We start from the raw sequence: 19,441 nt of genomic DNA, 5'->3' as shown, positions 1-19,441 counted from the left end.
GACGAGCAGCCATTACTTCGAGATTTGCAACTACCCTCCTCCCTGAACCGGCGCATTCTGCGGCGTCGGTTGCGGCGAAACGGCTACTGGCGCCTCACCCCCCGCGTTATTGTTGGGTTCTGTCTGCGGCTGCGGCGCCGGTTGATTGAACACATATTGCGCCATCAACGCACGGCAATTGGCAACCACCGCTTCGTGTGCCTGCATACTCACAGAAGAAATCGACGGCGCTGCACGCACGCGCTGCTTGAAGACGGGATCCATGAAGTAGCGGATCTTTTCAGCAAGGATCGGCTTGGTGTTCTCGAGCATAATGATTTCGCGATCCTGTCCCAGCTCCTTCAGCTCCTGTGGCAACATCAACGCGCGCCGCTGATCCGACGTCGTATCGTTGCGCGAAGCCTGCTTCTGAAAGCTAAACCCCGCTGGGCGCGAAATGCTCGTGTTCTTTTGCGTTACATAGCCGAGCATTTCTGAATACTCGTTCGCATCTTGCTGCTCGCGCGGCGCAAAAATGACCTGCAACGCATGGTTGGTCATCAACGTGCGCGCATCTTGCTGACCGTACACAGCCGTAAGCTGCGACACAGATTGGATGATCGGCATCAACCGCATGTTATAACCCGCCATGAACCCAATCGCTTTGGCAATAATATTGACCTTGCCCATCGAAGTGAATTCGTCCATCATCAAAAGGCATTGATAGCGCAGTTCAGGATTGGCCTGCGGGAGCTCGCGTAGGTTCAAATTGACGAGTTGAGAGAAAAAGACGTTGATTAGCGCAGCGGAATCGGGCAGATGATCCGGCGTGATGCCCAGATAAATGCTCATACGCCGGCGTCGCACGTCGGTCAGCAGGAAATCACTTTCGCTCGTAGCCGCATCGAAAATCGGATTGGCCCAGTTCGTAAGCGCCGTATTGAAGGTGGACACAATACTCGCAAAAGTGATTTCGGCATTGTCCAACACCCGGTATAGCGCGTCGACGCACGACGACGATAACGGTCTGCCCTGCGCCCAGCGCCCTTGGATCACCGCGTTCAGGTGATCAGGAAGCTTACGTCCATAGCCGGACGCTTGCCGCATGACTTCGCCCATCGTCCGTGGCAGTTCCGGAGTTTCGCAAACGAGCAGCGTCAGTCCAAGAAAAAGATTGCGTGCGGCGTCGTACCAGAATGCATCCTTGCCCGATCCATCTTTGCCTTCGGGCGGAAAGAGAATCGTACCTATCGTCAAAATGTCGCGGATACGCAAGTGCGGATCATCGCTGATATAGGTGAGTGGGTTATATCGATGCGTTCGCCCGTCCGATGCGAACGGATTGAACAGAAACACCGGTTGCCCGTGCGCGGCACGGTAGCCCGCGGTAATGTTGAAGTTCTCCTGCTTGATATCGAGCACCACGACCGAATCGGGAAAATTCAGCAGATTCGGCACCACGATACCCACCCCCTTCCCGGAGCGCGTTGGAGCGGCCACGATGACGAACTGTTGACCGCCAAGCGTCAAATAGCGGTCGCCATACTTCCCAACAATGACGCCATGTGTGCCCAAAAGTCCAGACCGATGAATTTCCGAGCGGTTAGCAAAGCGTGCGTCACCATACAGCGAGCGACGGCGACGAGTCACCGCCAAGATTAGGAAGAAAATCAGAATGATGACGATAAAGACAGCTTTCCCGAGCGCGGCATATAAGTGCGAGGCCTGAATCGGATCGCCTCGGTACCAATACCAATACTCATACCAACTCACTACCGAGCTACCGCGAATCGGTAGCTTGCTTTCGAGCATATAGATCGCGCCAGCCAGCCACAATCCGGCTGGGGCCACTACCACCAACGTACCGATCGCGCAGGCCACGATCTTCAACAACGTGCGCATCTACCTCCTCCCACCGCATCACGCCCGTTCTCGAAGCGCATCACGTGATTGCTCGAGCTTATTAAACGGGTCGAAATAAATCTCGGAAACATATCGACGTCCGCCCTCGCGTACGAAATGGGCAATCACGTCAACCGTCAGGTAGAGCAAGCGGTACAGCGCCGCGTCATCACTGCGGCTTGCCTGCGCATGCTCTCTCACCATCAGTACAAAGCGTTCGATGGCGAGTGAACACGACTGCGCGTGATAACTCGTGATCGAGCCGGCATGCCCGGTGGTCAGCAGCTTCAGGAAATCGAACGCCTCCGCGCCACGCAGTTCGGCAAGCAGCACTCTATCCGGCTTCATCCGCAATGTGCATGCAATGAGCGATGCGGGCGTGACATTCGCAAGCCCTTGTCCGTCCTTGCTGTACAGCAAATGCACGCAGTTGGGATGATTGGGCAGAAAAAGCTCGCGCACGTCTTCGATCGTCACGAGCCGGTCATTCGTCGGAATGCTTTGACAGATCGTCTTCATAAATGTGGTCTTGCCGGAACCGGTGTCGCCCACAATCGCGATATTCTTGCGCGCACGCACTGCCTCATGAAAAAACGCGCGATAACGTCCGTCTTCCAAGCAATGCAGCAAACACTGATCGCTTTCATCGAGGCGCGCTACACGTTCACCCGCACACGCGTAGCGTTCACGTCCGCGCCATGCGAGCCGTTCAAACATACCCTCGCTTTCGAACTCATCCAGGCTCTTGATGGCACGCGAGGGCATCCGAATCGTAATGGATACCCGTTCGCGAGTACTCGCCGGCGGAATCACCACCTGAATACGCTGACCGCCCGGCAGCGTCGCCGATAACAGCGGCCGCTCCGGCGAGATATCTTGATTCGTGTATGAGGCGATCGCTACGGCCAGCGACAAGCAATGTTTGAAGCTAAGCTCCGAAACGTCGTGGCGCTGCCATTGCGCATCGCACTCGACGAACACGACGCACGGCTCGTTCACACAAACCTCCGTGACGCCCGGCGTTTCCAAAAAGGGGCGCAACGGTGCAAGCAATTGCCCTACCGACGCATCGTCGGGAAGCCTCGCATCAAGCGTCTTGTCACTCCGGTCGTAGCTCATAGACACTGCCAAAATCAAGATCCCGCGCAACAAACACACTTAACCTCTCACCTTGATTGCGCGTCAACGTGGGGGGAATATTGATCGTGCTATCCAGTATCTTTCCTGCAAGCGTTTGCGTCTGCTGCGACGTATTGGGGAGTATCACGACCGAACTACCATTACCCGACGAGGCTTCCTCAGTCGTCTTGTAGGCAACTGCGTCTTCCACGAGACTCAGCAGAACCGACGCACCAATGCGCTGCCACCAATGATTGTCGATATACCCACCGACGCCCGCTTCACCAAGCGAATCGGTGGCCGGCGAACCCAAATCGATGGTGACGCCGTTTACCGTCTTTAGGCGATCCCAGAGCACGAAGATACGCTCACGGCCCGTTTGCAGATCCGACTTGTATTCGCCCGTGACCATCGATCCTCGTTCGATGAGTACCACTTTGCCATTGTCGGAATAGACGTTACGTGCCACGGTGCAACTGACCATGCCCGGAACCGTCGATACGATCTTCGTATTCAAGATGCAGTCGAACGTCGCACCTTTGGCGAGGATCATATTGCGGTCACCCAGCAATCCGGCGCGCGCCCGCTCAGTGCGTGTGCCTGCCAGCATCCCTTGGAGTGGCCCACTATCTGCGGAACTCGTACTCCCCCCCCCCTTGCCGAAAATCTGCGATGCAACGGAATTACCGCCACCGGTGCCAAGCGAGGGAAGCGCAATACCGCGTTCTGCATCGCTTCCCGTCAACATCATTCTGTCACCGGGGTTGTTCGTAGGGGTGGGTGCAGGGGCAGGCACCGCGGCGATCGGCGCTGGCCGCGACACCACCGGCTTGGGCGGCGCTGGCGCTGTAACGGCAGGCAACTCGAACATACGCTTGGACCAAGCATTCGCCATCGCATTTGCCTGATCAGCGTCGGAAGTTCGATTACCCCAAGTCGAGCGGACACTATGAATGAGCCAAAATACGCCAAGGCCTACTACGGCAAACACCACGATTACCATGAGCCACTGCAACAGCCGAGCCCTGCGCACACGGCGTTCATTCACGCTAGGTAAACCACGGCCGTTGAATTCAGGAGTGTTCATGATCGTTTAGTTGTCCGAATCGTCATTGCGCTGCGTAGGCACTCCAACGTTGCCCGACGGAGCGGGAAGCAAAGGAGTTAGCGGCGCAAGAGGCGTAGCCGCGGTACGTCCTGCCGCTGCCGCCGAATTTGCGATTGCCTTTGCGATGGCATTTGCCTTCGCTATCGCATCTGCAACCGCATTTGTACCTGTCGCGGCGGCGTCCGTTGCGGTTTGAGCTGCAGCCACGGGCGCACTTGACACGCTCTGCGAACCGGATGTGCTATCCGGCATGCTCACATGTTCCTTGATCACACGATCCACGCCCGGCACCGTCACCCCATCGTGCGGCGGCACGCCATCCATGTCATAGGCTTCGTTCCACAATCCAACAACGGCGGAGCCATCGCGCAACACAAAGCGCTTCGCAACGCGGTGAACAATCATGACGTCATTTTCAACATGCCATTGCACCATGCTCTCGCTGTTGTCAGCGGAGACCATATAGATCGATGGGATCTCCCGATTATTCGGAAATTTGAGGTACGTAAAGCGCCCATCGTCGTACATCATGGTCGGCGCGATGCCATCACTGCCGGGCATGACTTGCATGGTGTAGTTCCAGTTGCGTACCGCGGGTGGTTGCGCGAGACGGTCCTGCAACAGCTTGCGATCATCCTGAGCTCGTTGCGCGGCCCGAAGCGCAGCGGCCTGTTTTAAGATCTCGTCTGGATAGGTGAACTGCACGCGATAAACATGCCGGCCGGACCAGCCAGTCATCAAATCGAAACTGTAGTTGTGCAAATTCGTTTGCACGAACAAGTTCGTTCTCGTAGCGCCGCGATGCGCGTTGATATAGACATCATGATCACCCCGATGCGCCACGACACACCATGCCGCGTTGGGATCGTCGCAGTGTGAATCCGCACCTGTACCAGCTGCCTCGATATGCTCATTGCTACCTAAAACAATCTGCACGGCATAGCCTTCTTCCACATATACCGGCACGACACGTTCATCATCGAACGGCACCATTCGCAACCGCGAATCCTGGTCAGCCGCGCGGGCAACCCCGGAGGCAACCAGCATCAAGCAAACAGCAGAAGAACAAAATGCATGAAACCGCTTCATCGTGCGCCTCCGCCTTGTGTCGCTGCCATGCCGTGCGCAGCCATTGTCGACATCATTGCGCCAGGCGCTGTTCCGGGTGTTGCATCCGACGAGCTAGGTGGGAGTGCCGGACCGGAAGGTAACACCTCCGCCAGTTCAGGAGCGACACGATAAGCCGTCACGGTAAATCCAAGCGGATTCAAAATCAGCGTTTTCTCCGAACTGAGCGGCGCAGGGCGGTAAACGTACGTGATCGTCGCCACATAGTGTTGGGTTTCGCCCGGTTGATCGCTATCCAGGGCGCGCAGGGTTTTCTCGAAGCGCACTGTTGCCAAACCAGGCGCACCTGGCGCATGAGGCATCACCGTAATCGAAATGATCCTCACGGCGTACTCTTGCATTCGCCCGAGCTTCTTGTATAAAGCGTTTGGGCCATCAAATTGGCGGCCATATTCGCGCGCAGGCACGCTATCGCTCAGCGCCATCGTACGATCGTAATCCGACTGCAGCAGGTTCCAGTAATAGCGTTCCCGCGAAGTCACGTACTGCAACAGCCAATGCTTATCGATGATTTCACTGAACTGCACACGTGCATCCATCGCTTCGTGCACCTGTGTATCGCCGCTGAAGCGATCGACGTAAACCAAAAAAGGCACGGCACTTTTGAGCGGAGTAAGTAGCGCAAGTGCGATGACCGCGGCCACGGCCACCACCACGGACGCCGCCGCAACCCGCCACGCACGGCGCTCGGAACGCTCGATCATCAGCACGCGCGAATCTTCCCAGCTACGCGCCTCACCGTAATACGTCGCGTCACTCGTAGCCACGCCTGCTGCATCATCCGAAGTGGTCTTACCCATCATGAACCCATCCCGGTGGTTGGAATCGTCTGGTTGACCGGCACGCGGCTCTGGCCATCAGGCAAGAGGGGCTTCGGCGAAGCGCAGGCCGCCAGCATGCTGATACACAGAAAAATCGAGATAGCTCTTAACATTTGCCTTGTCTCCTTTCCACCTCTTCGGCCATTCTTTTAACTAGGACTCCTAACCATAGACGTCTCAGAGGCATTGCTCGATCACTGTCCGCCAAACGGTACGCTCGTCGCCTATATCGTCGCCCTTACCTACCACCAACCCGGCCCGCGGCCACGGCACGCTCTGCAACAGAGGCAATCCCACCTCCTGCTGCCCCGAGCCACGGCGCCCCGTAAATCCCGCGAATTTGTGCAAATCCTACGACACCGCTCGTGACGTCCGCGCCGCCGCTAGTCAATTGCGAAACTAGCCTCGGCACTTCGAGCATGAACAACAAAAATACGAAGCTCACCATCGTCACTTGGAATGCACCTAGGATCACGTTCGGAAACGCTTGCACAAGTATATTTCCTTCCGTAGCCATGACAAAACCCAATACGACAGAAGAAACCGCTCCAAGCAGTAAAAAACTAAACACACTGGACAGCCAACCCTCAAAATATCGCGCGGTTGGACCAAATGCCAAACCCGCGATAAATAATGGCCCCAGCCCCAGCACAATTGCCAGACCAAGCGTTGACAACAACGCATAAAACAGTGCGAGCGCCAGCGCTCCACCACCCAAGATAATGAAAGTGAATATGAGTAACCCAATCGTTATGTTACCCATCGAGCCACCACTGATCATCGATATACCAAAAATCATAAGTCCAGCAAAAAAACCCATGAGTGGCACAACCGCCTGATCAACCATCTGAAATGCACTGCTTGCCTGACCATTAGTGATTGAAGTCACCAAACCACTTTGAATACCTATCACATTGACGACCACACCGATATTCGGATCGATGTAATAACTCAAAACACCTAAAATAATCCCAACCTTGAATGTCTTCCATAACAATGCCCCAAACGCTTGCTGTGACTCGCCACGAATCAAGGCCAGCCCGTGAAACAACAGCGTCAAAGCGGTAGCAGTCACGAACAAAGGTTCTATCGCGCTAACAAGCGAGAGGGCTATTTGATCAGCGAGCCCAGTCGCCTGGCTAGTGACGCTAGTGCCCAGATCGGCAAAAAAGCTCATGGCATGATCCTCACGGACATCGCAGTGTTAAGGGCTCTCATCAAATTCGAGCGTTGCGCCGCTGCGCCAGTCGTTCGATGAAAACAGGCAACCAATCTTCCACGCGCTCCCCTACCTGTGCGCGAATCTCCTCCAGCAACGCAACGTTGTCGGTCGTGCCCGAAAGCACGTTCAGAACGTCGTCCATTTTGGAGAGATCCAATCCTACGAGCGCCGAACGGTGTCCTTGCTTAACCAGAAACAGGCGGCTGCTTTCACCCAAATTCTTGATTACCTCGAATTCCGCCTCGGTTACCTTCAACCCATCCACGTAGTCTTCGCGGTCTGCTCTCGGGTTGGGTAGCAAGATAAATGTCGCCGTTTGCTCCACCATGGTTCGGGCAACAGGGCTAAGCAGAATGTCCGCGGGCGACTGCGTGTCGAACACACCAAAGCCATTCTGTTTCCGAATGGTCTTTTGCTTGTTCTGTGCAAAATCGGCGAACACGGGATCGGAGAGTGGTTTCCAGAATTCGGCCATGAAGTACATAAAGCGACGGCCATCGATCAGGGCCTCGGTCCGATACAGTAGGTACATCATGATTGGTGTTCGCGTTGTCGGATCATCGAGGAAATCCGTATAGTCGAACCCATAGATTCGGTGCGTTGCAAGATCCAATTGGTCGATGGCATTGTCTAGCAACCAGCCAAGCTGCTCTCCCCAGCACCACTTCTTAAGACGCGCGCTGAGGCTGTTCATCTCCGTGTTCAACAGGTTCTGCCGCACAGCCGACAAACGCCGCAAATTCGCCGGCATCGTAGCGACCGTGCGCACGGCGCGCGCAATCTCCTCTTCGTCGCGCGGCGTGAGCGGCATCGACGGATGATGGACAAGTTGCCGCACAAGGGCGTCCCAAAACAGGATGTTGGCCTCGGTCGGTGGGAGCTGAAATGGATTAAGCCCCGTTGGCTGACCATGTGCAAGCGTCAGATACGCCCCCCCTATCGCGCGAATTGCAATTTCGGCGCCGCGATCTTTGTCGAAGTACACCACAGTCGGGCCGTACTTGAGCGCTTGGCAAAGCAAGAAGAGCGTGAGCACCGTCTTGCCCGAACCCGTTTGCCCGATCACCATCGTATTGGCGGGAAGCTTGCGATCGGCCGCTTCCTCGTGCTCCGGGGAAACGTGGAAATTGAAATAATAGGGTTGCCCACTCGGCGTCTTCAGGATCGTGACCGCTTCACCCCACGGATTACCATCCCGCTTGCCGGCATCGAAATTGTGTAGACTCGAAAGCCCGCAGAAGTTGCGCGAAGTGATCTTCGCCGCGCGAGGGCGATAGCGCCAGTTTGCCGGCAACTGCGCGAACCATGCACCATCAGGCACGACATCCACCAGCGCTGTCTGAAAACCCGCGTCTTGTAATGCCGCGCGCGCCTTCGCTACATGCTTGGCCACATCATCCAACGTCTCGCCAAACACGGCGAGCGAATAATGATACTCACCCACCACGAACTCACCGTTGATGAGTCGATCGCACGCGTCGTCGATCTCTCGAATTTGAGTCGTTCCGGCATCCTGGGACGCAATGAGCTGATTGCGCTGCAACGTCAGCGCGTTCATCGCGTCACGCTTATTCAGGATAGAGAAGCTCTGCGTCTCCAGATACTCATATCCGTCATACAGGATGGGATTGAGAATGCCGGGTTCCGAATAGGGAGGGTAGTCCTTCAGATCGAGCAGCGCGCCAAAACGAACGCCCGTGGGGGTGCGAATCTCGATGTTCTCGCACCCAAAGAATAGCCTCGAGGTGGGCAAATAATCGGCAATGGCGCTGCGGCGCATCGGCACACTTTCCCATGCACCGTTGAGCAAGAAGCTCAAGAATTCGAGCGCCTTCGAATACTTCTGCCCATCGCGCTCGTACTCACCCAACGCTTCGAGCCCGTAACGCTTCATACTCGACTCGGCCCGCGAGGCGAGATCATTTATCTTGGCGACCGCATCATTCTCGGTACGGGTGATTTCATCGAGGCTACGTCTGACGGTACGCTTGAACAGCCGCTCCAAGTTCTCGCGATGAGGCCGATAGACGAGCGTGATGTACAACTCACTGGCCATCATCGTATAGCCAGCGAACCGCTCGTAATACCGCTCATTCACCTCTTGAGAAAACGTATCGGGGTAATCGTTGTCGAATCGATCCGTGATGCGCCTGCGTAACCGATGCACCCAAATCGACACATCGCCATCGCTCAAGCTACGCACAAATTGATTGAAACCATTGTGGCGCACAAGAATCTCTTCGGGGTCTACTGTCTCGAAGCTGATACCCCGTACCTTCCAACTTCGCAGGTAATCTCCTTCGGTAGTGCGAATGACATGTTCCGTCACATGCGAAGAGAATGGCACGTACTTCGCGACCGAGACTTCCGCACGGGCGATATGAGCGTATTGAGGCTGGGCAAACATAGGGCTAGCGACGCTCGTAGGAGTTGGCGCAGTAGGAAGTTACACCCCAGAAACGGGTCGTGCGATGCCCAAGCCGCAACTCGGCGCGCAACTGCCATTGACGCAATCGTTGATCGTCATGACGTGTAATCTGCCGCATAAGCAACACCAACACGACAGCGAGGACCAACGAACCAAATGCAAGCAATGGAGAGACCAATAGCCCCCACATAGCAAACAGTAAACAGGCTCCGCCGACGATAATCAGCGGAACCATCGGCACACCCAAAGCCATTGCTGGCCGCGTGCAACCCTTAAAAACCGGATCGCGCAACTGCTCCCGGATTGAATCTTCCATGACCGCCTCGACTCAAACGCAAACGGATATACCGCCCGTTACCGCTGTATTTGTACAGCGATCAGTTCACCGCAAATCAATCACCGCCACCGGCAGGACCATTCAACTAGAAGGCGTCAAGTAAAAGCAGGCACCAACCAACTAGCAATCGAGGATGCCGCGCCGATCAGCATCGCCCCCAGCACGACCGTCGCCACATCGGCCCATCGTGCGTGCTGGAAAATCATCTTATAACCAGCCCATACGATTGCTACAGTGACGACCGCAGCGCCAGCATCCTGCAATGCGGTGATGATGTTTGTCATCGCGGCGTTCAACTGATTGAACGCCGACGTGTTCTGCGCGTCGGCAACACCACTAAAGAGCAACAGCACGCTCGCACAAAGCAGATATGCCGCTATCGAGCCACGATACCCTCGCTTGATTCCCGTCTCGCCTATCATAACGATCCCCTCTATAAAAACTTGCCCGTCACTACAATGCCCCACATACTGAGCACGCAATCCCCCCCTGTTAACGACGCGCGTGAGTATTTGCGCTCACTTCATACACGCCGTACTGCCTACCGAATGATTCCGATGCTAGGTTGTCGCGCCCAACAGACTCCCTACTGATCGCGCGCAGGCCCTGCATTTAGGACGAATGAGAAGCAACCAAACTCATGATCTACATCAAATGGTCTGCACCTGAATCAGGCTAGAAGCGCTATTCTGGAAACGGCCTTGAAGGAATCGAGCAAACGAGCTGGAAGCGCTTCGTAAAGACGCCACGTCGAGCGTGCACCGATCGAGAGGGTTCCCGCGATTGAATCGGTTACCTGCCTAGGCCGTGCGCACACACTACTGGCGCGGCTCTTCGCGGAGCGGTGCGCGCGGCGACCGAATGCTTTGTTGCAGGCAGCTTCACCGTTAGCAACGTTGCGCCGGCATCGGGACTGGTGTGCGTACTCCTGGGCGAGTACCACACTCCTCCAAAGCGGCTTCGACTAGCGGACGCTTTCCAACATGCAGCATGCCGGCTGCCAACATGGCTGCGACGGTTCCACCAGCTTTTACGCCCGGCGCAATAGAACCTCCTAACAACGAAGCCCCAGCGCTCGCGGCATCGCCCATAACCGCCCCCGCCGTCATTCCAAGGAGTAGCTCTTTCGCCTTAGGACCGTCTATACCTCGCTTCTTTTCCTTCTCAACCTCACGCGAAAAATCCCTGCGATAGAAGTCGAACATCCGCCACATCGTTCCAAGAGCACGCTGCCCAGCCGAAGGATGAAGCCGCCTGCTGTTGTCTTCTGCTTGGCCTGCATCAAAGCTGAACCCCTTTTCCCGGTTCCAACTTACTCCGAACAGATTGGCCTGGGTATAGCGGCCGTCCCTTTTACTGAGGTGATGACTGACGAGTTCCTGCAAGCCGTTGGAAACCGGCCCAAACAAGGCTGCGATAGGGCTCAGAAATGCGCCGAGGATCGGCAAAATCGCCGTACCCGTTTGAAGCACACTCAACACCAATGTGATGATCATCAGCGGTGCCGACGCCGCCAAACGAGTGCCGGTGCGCGCACATTCCGCTATCCCTTCTCGCGAAAGCGCGCGCCCCATCGTGTCTGGCGGCACGGCGTGTCCGAAGCGGGTACGCTTGAAGCCATGTGAATTGCACGATTCGTCATGGCGCTTGGCCATCGTTTTGCCGGCTGCCCAAGCATGCATGCCATAGCACCATGAAAATCCAAAGCTAAGTGCAACCGAAATTGCAATCAGGGGAAGGACCGGCACTACAAACGACAGCGGAATGGTGAAGGCCAGAACAGCGAGATTGACGGCCATGCTGGAGACTGCATTGGTCGTCAGGGCTTTGAAGAAACTATGCGCACCGTCGGCCTTTGACGCGCGATGCGCCAAACACCTCACCTGATCAGGTGAAAATCCTTTCTTGACGTACCATTGCGCCGCCTGCTCTATTGCATCGTCCAAGCCGCGCTGAAGGTGCTCTTTTTTCTCTGGAGACAGCGCATCAATTTCCGCCGCCGACATGCCACCCGCGCGCAACACCGTCTCGAGTGTTCCGACCTTTTCACGAATGACATGAATGACATCTTTGACGGATGGGGCGCAAGAAGAGGAGCGTGACATGCACGCTATCGTGCTGGACTTATGTGTCCTGCGCGTGACATGACATCCATTAGCTCACGTCGTGCACTTCAACGTGACAAATTCGCTCTTTATACTTTTCCTGTATTGATTTCTCTTACGCCCTTTACGTCGCGCAATGCGATGGCGTACCGAATGAGGCCTTCGCGCAAACGCTCGGCTTCTGGAATGCCCGGCAGCACCCAGGTGGGATAGGCAACATCACTGCTTTCGATAATCAGTGTGCCGAACCCGGCCATGCGCTGCCACCAGGTCATTCTCGCTTCCACGTTCTGGATGCGGTACAGCTCGACGCTAACCACTCGCCGCATGAAGATGCCATCGCGCCATGTAAGGCGTTCATCATCGATGACCATACGCGTACAGGCCGTTGCGGTAACGCGGTACGCAAGCTTCGAGAGGACCCAGACCATAAGAACCACAAACGCCGCTGAGACAACCCACGGCACGGGTCGCGGCCGTGAAGCCACGAACACCGCACCGATGACCAATAGCAACAGGACGGCGATACCGCGCAGCATGAGCGGTAGGTTCACGAGCCACACCGGCGAGCCGTCGAATGCAATGCGGCGGCCATCATGAGGAACCGGCGGTTCGAAGTTGTCGCTGCTCATGTGTTGTCTGGCGTGTATGTCGGTTTGGGTCTCGGTGTTTGGGCTGTGCGATCTGCGCGAGCATTCGTGGAGCCGGGATAGATTCGCCAGATGCGAAACCGTTGCGATATTCGCCCGTTCCAGTTGTGCGCTCGCTCAGATTCGTATGGCTGCTCGTGCCCCTTCTTGCTAGGGAAACACTGATTTATTCGGCTCGGCGGCCATCGCCTCAGCGGCCGAGGACGTTGTAGAAAGAGGCAGGCCCCCTTACTCGGACTCCTCCTGCTGGGGCTGGGGCTGGGGCTGGGGCTGGGGCTGGGGCTCCTCCTGCTGGGGCTCCTCCTCCTGCTGGGGCTCCTCCTCCTGCTGGGGCTCCTCCTCCTGCTGGGGCTACTCCTGCTGGGGCTACTCCTGCTGGGGCTACTCCTGCTGGGGCTACTCCTGCTGGGGCTACTCCTGCTGGGGCTACTCCTGCTGGGGCTACTCCTGCTGGGGCTCCTCCTCCTGCTGGGGCTGGGGCTGGGGCTTTTCCCGCTGGGCCTGCTCCTGCACCGGCAGCCCGACCGGGTTCTCCAAAAAAACCCTTCACAGCTGCGTCCATTACCTTTTGAAGCTCGTCCTGACTGAATCCATTCTCTTTCCGGAGAAGGGGCTCACAGAAACTCTTCCAGTTGTCTTGTAAAGTCTTCGCAAGAATCTCTGGTGGCAAATCCTTGGTGTCAAGACTGTCATGAAACGACCGCAGATCTTTGGCCGCCCTCTCGATCATCGTCAGATACTGCATATCAATTGGCATGAAAACCTCTTCGTTACGTTAGCTGGCGCAGCCACTTCCAGTAGGTACCAGCCGCAGCCTCTCGTATTTTCACTTCCCGAGAACCCACTTTCGCTATCACCTTCGTCTCCGAAGGCTGGAATCGGACTGCATATGGACTATGTACTGCACAGCGCACGACACACAATTACGTCAACGCCTGCAATGGCCGAAACATACCCGAGCACAACCACGCCGGAAAGCGCCCAGCCTCCGCGCACGACATTTCCGCGACTCCGCGCAGACAGAGCGCCGCCCCGAGGACCTCCAGCCAGCACACATGATCGAACTCCTGGTGTCGAGAATGCCTCATCATTCGACACCAACGTAATCCTAGGTGACATACAGTCGATATACGGACTGCCATCATCGTCGCCGCACAAAGCTCCACGGACATGGCGATGTTCACGCAGCGTCGTCTACGATGGTCACGCTGCTATCTCGCCCTTGAGAATGGAGTGCCGTCGCACGATACCTTCGGACATATGCTCCGCCTGCTCAACTCAAAGATTTCGAAATGGCCTTTTGTCTGGGCCAATGGCGTGGTTAACAGGCTGCCGAAATACACCCGGACAGAAGCAGCCTTTCTGCGCTCACGCGGTGCTCACCGCAAGATTTATCGCATTGTGCAATTTCAACGCGAATTCAACGCTTGTTCGGCGGTTTGAGGCCAATTTCTAGCCTCATTGCCACGTTTTCGCCGCTACGGACGCACTTGTGCCAGTGAGCGCATGCGCACGAGGTTGTAGGCAGCCATGTTCAGCACGAACATCTGGTCCACTTTCTTCACCCCCCACACCATCACTTGGCGCATGCGCCCCACGGTCTTCGTCCACCCGAAGCCTTGTTCGATCGACTTGCGCTTTTGCTGCGACATGGCGTAGCCCACGCTCGCGGCAATCGTATCGGGTACGCACGAACGCCACCCCGAGGTGTTTTGCGCAACGTGCGGCGTGACCTTCATCTGCTGGCACGCCTCGATGAATTCCTGTGCGTCGTAACCCTTGCCTGCGCCTAGCGTGATCTCCGCGCTCGCATCGTCTGCCGCTTGCCGCGCGTCGTTGATCATGACCTTGGCCGCTTCGCGCTCGGCATGTCCGTCTGCACGTGTCACGCACGCGTTGACCACTAAGCCATGTCGATTGTCGGTCAGCGTGTGCCCCATGTAACGCAATTGGCTGGCCGTATTGCCTTTGCGATACAGCCGTGCCGGGATCGCTCTTGGACTGATGCGTCTCGTTGCTGCGCTTCTCGCCTTTGAACTCGCCTGCGCCACTCCCGTCGCTGTCCTGATCGTCACTGTCCTTGGGCACGAAGCTCTTGTGCCCCGCCCACGCCTGGATCAGCGTGCCATCCGCACTGAAGTGCTCGCCCGAGAGTAGGCACTTCTTCTCGGCGATCGCCACCACTTCGTTGAAGAATTCGATCACCGCATCGTGCTTGATCAGACGTTCGCGGTTCTTCGTGAAGACCGTCGGCACCCACACCTCGTCATCCATGGCCAAGCCGATGAACCAGCGAAACAACAGGTTGTATTGCACCTGCTCCATCAGTTGGCGCTCCGAGCGGATGCTGTAGAGCACCTGGATCAGCATGGCTCGCAGCAACTTCTCCGGCGCGATGCTCGGCCGCCCACCCTTGATGTCCGCTTCGTACATCCCGGCAAACAGCCGATCCATCTTCGCCAGTGCTTCGTTCGCCACCACACGGATCGAACGCAACGGATGCGACTTCGGAACGAACTCGTCCAGCTTGCGCATGGAAAACAATCTATGGTCACCCCCATTTTTGCAACACTGATTTTTGACGTCGTGGTTGGGTTTGCCTAAATCTATCCGGCGTCAGTGTTTTGGGTATTCCCCGCGCCATGATGAGAGTCGCGCCTGACGATCCTATAAAACTCTCTCGGCTTCGAGAGCCCATTGTTTTGCCAGGTTATCCGTCAGGCCGGTGGTCCTTTTCACGTCATCAAATTTCAGCGGTCGCAAAACCAGGTGGGTAGGCCTCGGTAAAGCAAAAAGCAAGAAGCGGGATCCGCGATTCAGGCTGGCATGGTCGCCAATCCTGCTTCGAATTTTGTGTTACGGGTCGCCAGAGCCCACGCGGTGCGTGCCACCTTGTTCGCAAGTGCGCAGGCAACGACATTCGGATGTCGCCGCGTCAGCATCGAGCGTACCCAGTCCGCCAAACGGCCCGACTTTTTGTCGAGCCGACGCATGTACGATCGCGCGCCTTGGACTAACAATCTGCGCAAGTTCTTGTCCCCTCTCTTGCTGATCCCCAGCAAGTTGGCCTTACCGCCGGTGCTGTATTGACGTGGTACCAGTCCGACCGACGCCGCAAAGTCCCGGCTGCAGTCATATTGCTTGCCATCGCCCAGTTCGGAAACCAGCACGCTCGCGGTGATCGGGCCAACCCCGGGAATCGTGAGCAAACGCTGACCGAGTTCGTCGTCGCCCAGTTGCCGGCCCATCTCTTTGTCGATCTCGGCGATTTGTTCACTGAGGTACTTGAAGTGGGTGTGCAGGCGTTCGAGGATGGCGATCAGGCGCGGTGGCAGCGCATGCTGGGCGAGCACCGCGGGCAGGCGCGTGATGACGGCGTTGCCGATCGGCAGGCTGATCCCGAACTCCAGCAGAAAACCATGCATTTGATTGACCGCCTTGACTCGGTCGCGCACCAGCGATTCGCGTACCCGGTGCAAGGCAGAGAGCGTTTGTTGTGCTTCTGTCTTGGGCGTGACGAACCGCATGGACGGACGGGAAGCCGCTTCGCAGATCGCCTCGGCGTCCACGAAGTCATTCTTGTTGCCTTTCACGAACGGGCGCACGAACTGTGGCGAGATAAGCTTTATCTGGTGCCCGAACTCGGTCAGCTTGCGTGCCATGCGATGGGCGCCGGCGCACGCTTCCATGACCACGACGCAAGTTTGGAACGTGGCGAAGAACTCTACCAGCTGCTTGCGGCTCATCTTCTTGCGAAACACCGCTTTGCCGTGCCGGTCTTGCGCATGAAGGTGAAAGGTATGCTTACCAAGATCGATCCTAACCAGCGTCACGTTTTGCATGGCGCACCTCCAGAAGAGAAGAAAACATCCTACAGCGTAGCCCGCGCGTAGGATGGGGGTGACCATCTCATTACTCTCGGTGAATGTGTCGGCGCCGCGCATGATCTCCAGGGGGCGAGGGGGAATCTTCCATCAACGCTTCAGGGGCCCTCCGCGATGACATTACTGCCGGTACTTCAAGCCTGCTAAGGCCGCACGGCTCAAGCACAGACGATCGATATAAATGCGTGGTGGCGACTATGTGCTTGCGGTCAAGGGCTCATTCGATGCGCTCACGCGCTCTTTGGCACGACTGAACGTGAGCGCATCCAACCAAACCCGAGTGTTACATGATGACCACGCCGCGCATAACTACGCGACGTTACGTTACTTCGCCTCGAACCTGATGAAGCTCGACACGGACCCGCCAAAATCCAGCGTTCGCCGCCACGTCAAACGCACCCAGCGAGATGAGGACACCGCACCACATACTCGGACTCAAATCTCTTTCAATGTCGGCACAGGATTGCTCACATTGATTCTTAAATGCAACCGCTCGTGGATCCGAAGATGGACACATCCTCAAGGAAGTAATAAAGCGGCCAACTGCCCCACAAGAAATGCATCTTTTTGTTGATTCATCTCGTCCTTGTCTCTCCCAACCTGATTAGCAGCCTGTTGCTCCATCGTCAACTCGTCTAGTTTTCCAACTATACCTTGCGCAGCTGCCACATCCACATTTTCAACACCATTCATAGACACGTCATCGCCAACAGCTTGCAAGTTATTTGCAGTCAAGCATGCCGCCGTTAGCTGCGCACTATCAACCGCCGCGCCCGCGCAAGACACCGACGGATAACCATCAGGCAGAAGCGACGACGGAGAGCTTCCCGTCGCTATGCCCTGCAGTGTCAGCGCGTTCTGCTCATTTTGCGCATTGCCCTGTGTCGTCAAATCGTTAAGCTGCAAACCGTCCGTTTCCACCGCAAAATCGTCAACAACAACACCTTGCGCATGCGCACTAGGAACGCCAACCCAAAGCAGGCACAACAACAAAGCGAACACAATGGTCTTCATAAGTTTCTCCCGGGATCGTCATCCACAAGATGATGCGCCACACCAACGCTCGTAGCGAACACGTACACATTTTGCAGTTTGCAGTTTCTCGAACCACAACATACCGGACGCCTACGCGTGGACTCATCAGATACAGCAGTCCACAGCGGTTGCATTTGACTTTCCGATGACCAACGGATAGAGAGGTGACGGTTGTAAACTCAGGGCGATTGCATTTGGAAGCCCGTGCCCGCAAGGCTGGTGATGATCGACTTCGATACATGCGACCGGACCTGATCTATCGATCGGGAAGCTGCCATCATCGCCGCAAGCTCTTGTTGCGCATGCTGCAGTCCGATGCAGATTGCCCGACCGCTCCCTCACTCAGGGCGTACTTTCGGTTGACTAACGGATTGAAACCCAGCAACGGAGTGCCGTTGTAAACAGGCGTCGAATTTCGTTAACTGAGGCTTTCCTGATGGGAGAGCCGCATGCAAACAAGCCTGGTCCACTGGTTAGGCGAGCTGGATGATCCGCGTGACGGCCCAGCCTTGCGATACGACCTGACCGAGCTGCTGGTGGTGGCCGTGTGTGCGATTTTATGCGGCGCGCAAAACGTGACCGATATCGCCGAGTGGGGTGGGGTGAGATGCGACTGAACTGGCTGCGCCGCTTCCTGCCACTGGAGAACGGCATCGCGTCGCACGACACGTTTGGCCGGGTGTTCCGGCTGCTGGACCCGAAGCGCTTCGAACTGGCCTTTCGTAGCTGGATCAGCCACGTCGTGGGTGCTGCGCAGGAGCATATCGCGATCGATGGCAAGTGCGTGCGCGGCTCGCACAACGGCGAGAAACGCGCCATCCATCTGGTCAGCGCGTACGCCAACCGGCTGGGCGTGATGCTGTGTCAGCAGAAGGTCGACGACAAGAGTAATGAGATAGACGCAATTCCCGGGCTGCTGCCGACGCTCGCCCTCAAGGGGTGCCTTGTGAGCATCGATGCGATGAGCTGCCAGCGCGAGATTGCCCGGGCCATCCGCGAGCGCGGCGGCCATTACCTGCTCGCCGTCAAGGGCAACCAGGAAAAGCTCTTCAACGCTCTCTCGGGCTTCTTCGGCGCCACTGAGCGCGGGCGCATTGAGCGGCTGATGCCCGAGTGCTACGTTCGGACCATCGAAAAGGACCATGGCCGCATCGAAGAGCGCCGCTACTGGCTCACCCAGGACGTGCTGAAAAGGGTGGACACGAATGCATGGCCCGACTGCCACCAGATCGGTATGGTTGAGGCCATTTGCCATACTGGCAAGGGCGAACCCAGCATGCAGCGCCGTTACTTCATCACCTCCGCACAGTGTGACGTGAAGGACTTCGCCCGCGCGGTGCGTGACCACTGGCGCATCGAGAACAGCTTGCACTGGAGCCTGGACGTCACCTTTCTCGAAGACGCCTGCCGCGTGAGAAAGGACCACGCCGCACACAATTACGCGACCCTGCGACGCTTCGCCCTGAACCTGATCAAGCTCGACATCAGCCTACCGAAGACCAGCGTTCGCAGTCGCGTGAAGCGGGCAGAGTGGGATGAAGTGCCGCGCGTCAATCAAGATGAGAACAGCGCGTCAATCAGGATGAGAATGCGGACGCAGCGGCGCCGGTGACGGGCGTAGCCCGGAACCGGCGCCGCTGCGTCGCGCCGAAAGTGCTCGCCTTTAGCACAGAGCCTTGTCGGTGGTCGCGGTGAATCGGGTATGAACGAGTCTTCCTTGCAA

At 56.8% G+C, this 19,441-nt stretch carries 16 protein-coding genes and 1 pseudogene; 3 read left to right on the top strand and 14 right to left on the bottom strand.

The window, feature by feature from the left end; all coding sequences use genetic code 11:
• Positions 1 to 30: 30 nt before the first annotated feature.
• The 11 genes from J3485_RS19655 to J3485_RS19605 form a co-directional block, all read right to left on the bottom strand.
• A complete protein-coding gene (locus tag J3485_RS19655; RefSeq protein WP_242538856.1) occupies positions 31 to 1,881 on the bottom strand; it encodes a type IV secretory system conjugative DNA transfer family protein in 1,851 nt (616 codons plus the stop codon).
• Positions 1,882 to 1,899: 18 nt separating this feature from the next.
• Entirely contained in the window at positions 1,900 to 3,039 is a 1,140-nt protein-coding gene (gene virB11 / locus J3485_RS19650; RefSeq protein ID WP_309477057.1) for a P-type DNA transfer ATPase VirB11, read from the bottom strand.
• Positions 2,981 to 4,087, bottom strand: a complete 1,107-nt coding sequence (gene virB10 / locus J3485_RS19645; RefSeq protein WP_206956021.1) for a type IV secretion system protein VirB10 — start codon at positions 4,085 to 4,087, stop codon at positions 2,981 to 2,983. The genes virB11 and virB10 overlap by 59 nt, the downstream gene beginning before the upstream one ends.
• Positions 4,088 to 4,093: 6 nt before the next feature.
• The gene (locus tag J3485_RS19640) at positions 4,094 to 5,197 is read right to left on the bottom strand and encodes a TrbG/VirB9 family P-type conjugative transfer protein (protein WP_206956020.1); all 1,104 of its coding nucleotides are present in this window, start codon (positions 5,195 to 5,197) and stop codon (positions 4,094 to 4,096) included.
• Positions 5,194 to 6,039, bottom strand: a complete 846-nt coding sequence (locus tag J3485_RS19635; protein ID WP_206956019.1) for a VirB8 family type IV secretion system protein — start codon at positions 6,037 to 6,039, stop codon at positions 5,194 to 5,196. The genes J3485_RS19640 and J3485_RS19635 overlap by 4 nt, the downstream gene beginning before the upstream one ends.
• A gap of 256 nt (positions 6,040 to 6,295) precedes the next feature.
• Positions 6,296 to 7,234, bottom strand: a complete 939-nt coding sequence (locus tag J3485_RS19630) for a type IV secretion system protein (protein WP_206956018.1) — start codon at positions 7,232 to 7,234, stop codon at positions 6,296 to 6,298.
• A 40-nt stretch (positions 7,235 to 7,274) separates the two neighbouring features.
• Positions 7,275 to 9,686 carry a VirB4 family type IV secretion/conjugal transfer ATPase gene (locus J3485_RS19625; RefSeq protein WP_206956017.1) on the bottom strand — a complete coding sequence of 804 codons (2,412 nt, stop codon included), beginning with the start codon at positions 9,684 to 9,686 and terminating at the stop codon, positions 7,275 to 7,277.
• A 4-nt stretch (positions 9,687 to 9,690) separates the two neighbouring features.
• Positions 9,691 to 10,023 (bottom strand): VirB3 family type IV secretion system protein, encoded by a 333-nt coding sequence (locus J3485_RS19620; protein WP_206956016.1) that lies wholly within the window; start codon positions 10,021 to 10,023, stop codon positions 9,691 to 9,693.
• 116 nt (positions 10,024 to 10,139) lie between these two features.
• Positions 10,140 to 10,466, bottom strand: coding sequence for a TrbC/VirB2 family protein (locus J3485_RS19615; RefSeq protein WP_206956015.1), 327 nt, complete (start codon positions 10,464 to 10,466; stop codon positions 10,140 to 10,142).
• Positions 10,467 to 10,931: 465 nt separating this feature from the next.
• Complete coding sequence (locus tag J3485_RS19610) at positions 10,932 to 12,149, bottom strand: hypothetical protein (RefSeq protein ID WP_206956014.1); 1,218 nt, start codon at positions 12,147 to 12,149, stop codon at positions 10,932 to 10,934.
• Between the two features lie 89 nt (positions 12,150 to 12,238).
• Positions 12,239 to 12,781, bottom strand: coding sequence for a PH domain-containing protein (locus tag J3485_RS19605; protein WP_206956013.1), 543 nt, complete (start codon positions 12,779 to 12,781; stop codon positions 12,239 to 12,241).
• Between the two features lie 1,146 nt (positions 12,782 to 13,927).
• Between J3485_RS19605 and J3485_RS19600 the strand changes: the two genes are divergently transcribed.
• Positions 13,928 to 14,242, top strand: coding sequence for a transposase family protein (locus J3485_RS19600; RefSeq protein ID WP_374192478.1), 315 nt, complete (start codon positions 13,928 to 13,930; stop codon positions 14,240 to 14,242).
• 35 nt (positions 14,243 to 14,277) lie between these two features.
• Here the strand turns inward: J3485_RS19600 and J3485_RS19595 are convergent.
• The 3 genes and pseudogenes from J3485_RS19595 to J3485_RS19585 all read right to left on the bottom strand — a co-directional run bounded on the left by J3485_RS19595 (position 14,278) and on the right by J3485_RS19585 (position 17,697).
• Positions 14,278 to 15,334, bottom strand: a pseudogene (locus J3485_RS19595) (IS5 family transposase).
• Between the two features lie 281 nt (positions 15,335 to 15,615).
• Positions 15,616 to 16,641 (bottom strand): IS110 family RNA-guided transposase, encoded by a 1,026-nt coding sequence (locus J3485_RS19590; RefSeq protein WP_206956011.1) that lies wholly within the window; start codon positions 16,639 to 16,641, stop codon positions 15,616 to 15,618.
• Between the two features lie 561 nt (positions 16,642 to 17,202).
• Positions 17,203 to 17,697, bottom strand: coding sequence for a hypothetical protein (locus J3485_RS19585; protein ID WP_206956010.1), 495 nt, complete (start codon positions 17,695 to 17,697; stop codon positions 17,203 to 17,205).
• 470 nt (positions 17,698 to 18,167) lie between these two features.
• Here J3485_RS19585 and J3485_RS19580 point away from each other — a divergent pair, with 470 nt between their 5' ends.
• Positions 18,168 to 18,335: a transposase family protein gene (locus J3485_RS19580; RefSeq protein WP_206956009.1), complete on the top strand. Its 168-nt coding sequence runs from the start codon at positions 18,168 to 18,170 to the stop codon at positions 18,333 to 18,335.
• Complete coding sequence (locus J3485_RS19575; protein WP_206956008.1) at positions 18,326 to 19,330, top strand: ISAs1 family transposase; 1,005 nt, start codon at positions 18,326 to 18,328, stop codon at positions 19,328 to 19,330. The genes J3485_RS19580 and J3485_RS19575 overlap by 10 nt, the downstream gene beginning before the upstream one ends.
• The last annotated feature ends 111 nt before the right edge of the window (positions 19,331 to 19,441 follow it).

This window comes from Trinickia acidisoli, assembly GCF_017315725.1.
GTDB lineage: Bacteria > Pseudomonadota > Gammaproteobacteria > Burkholderiales > Burkholderiaceae > Trinickia > Trinickia acidisoli.
The sequence above is the reverse complement of the archived record's forward strand: the minus strand, read 5'-3'. Positions and strand labels throughout refer to the sequence as shown.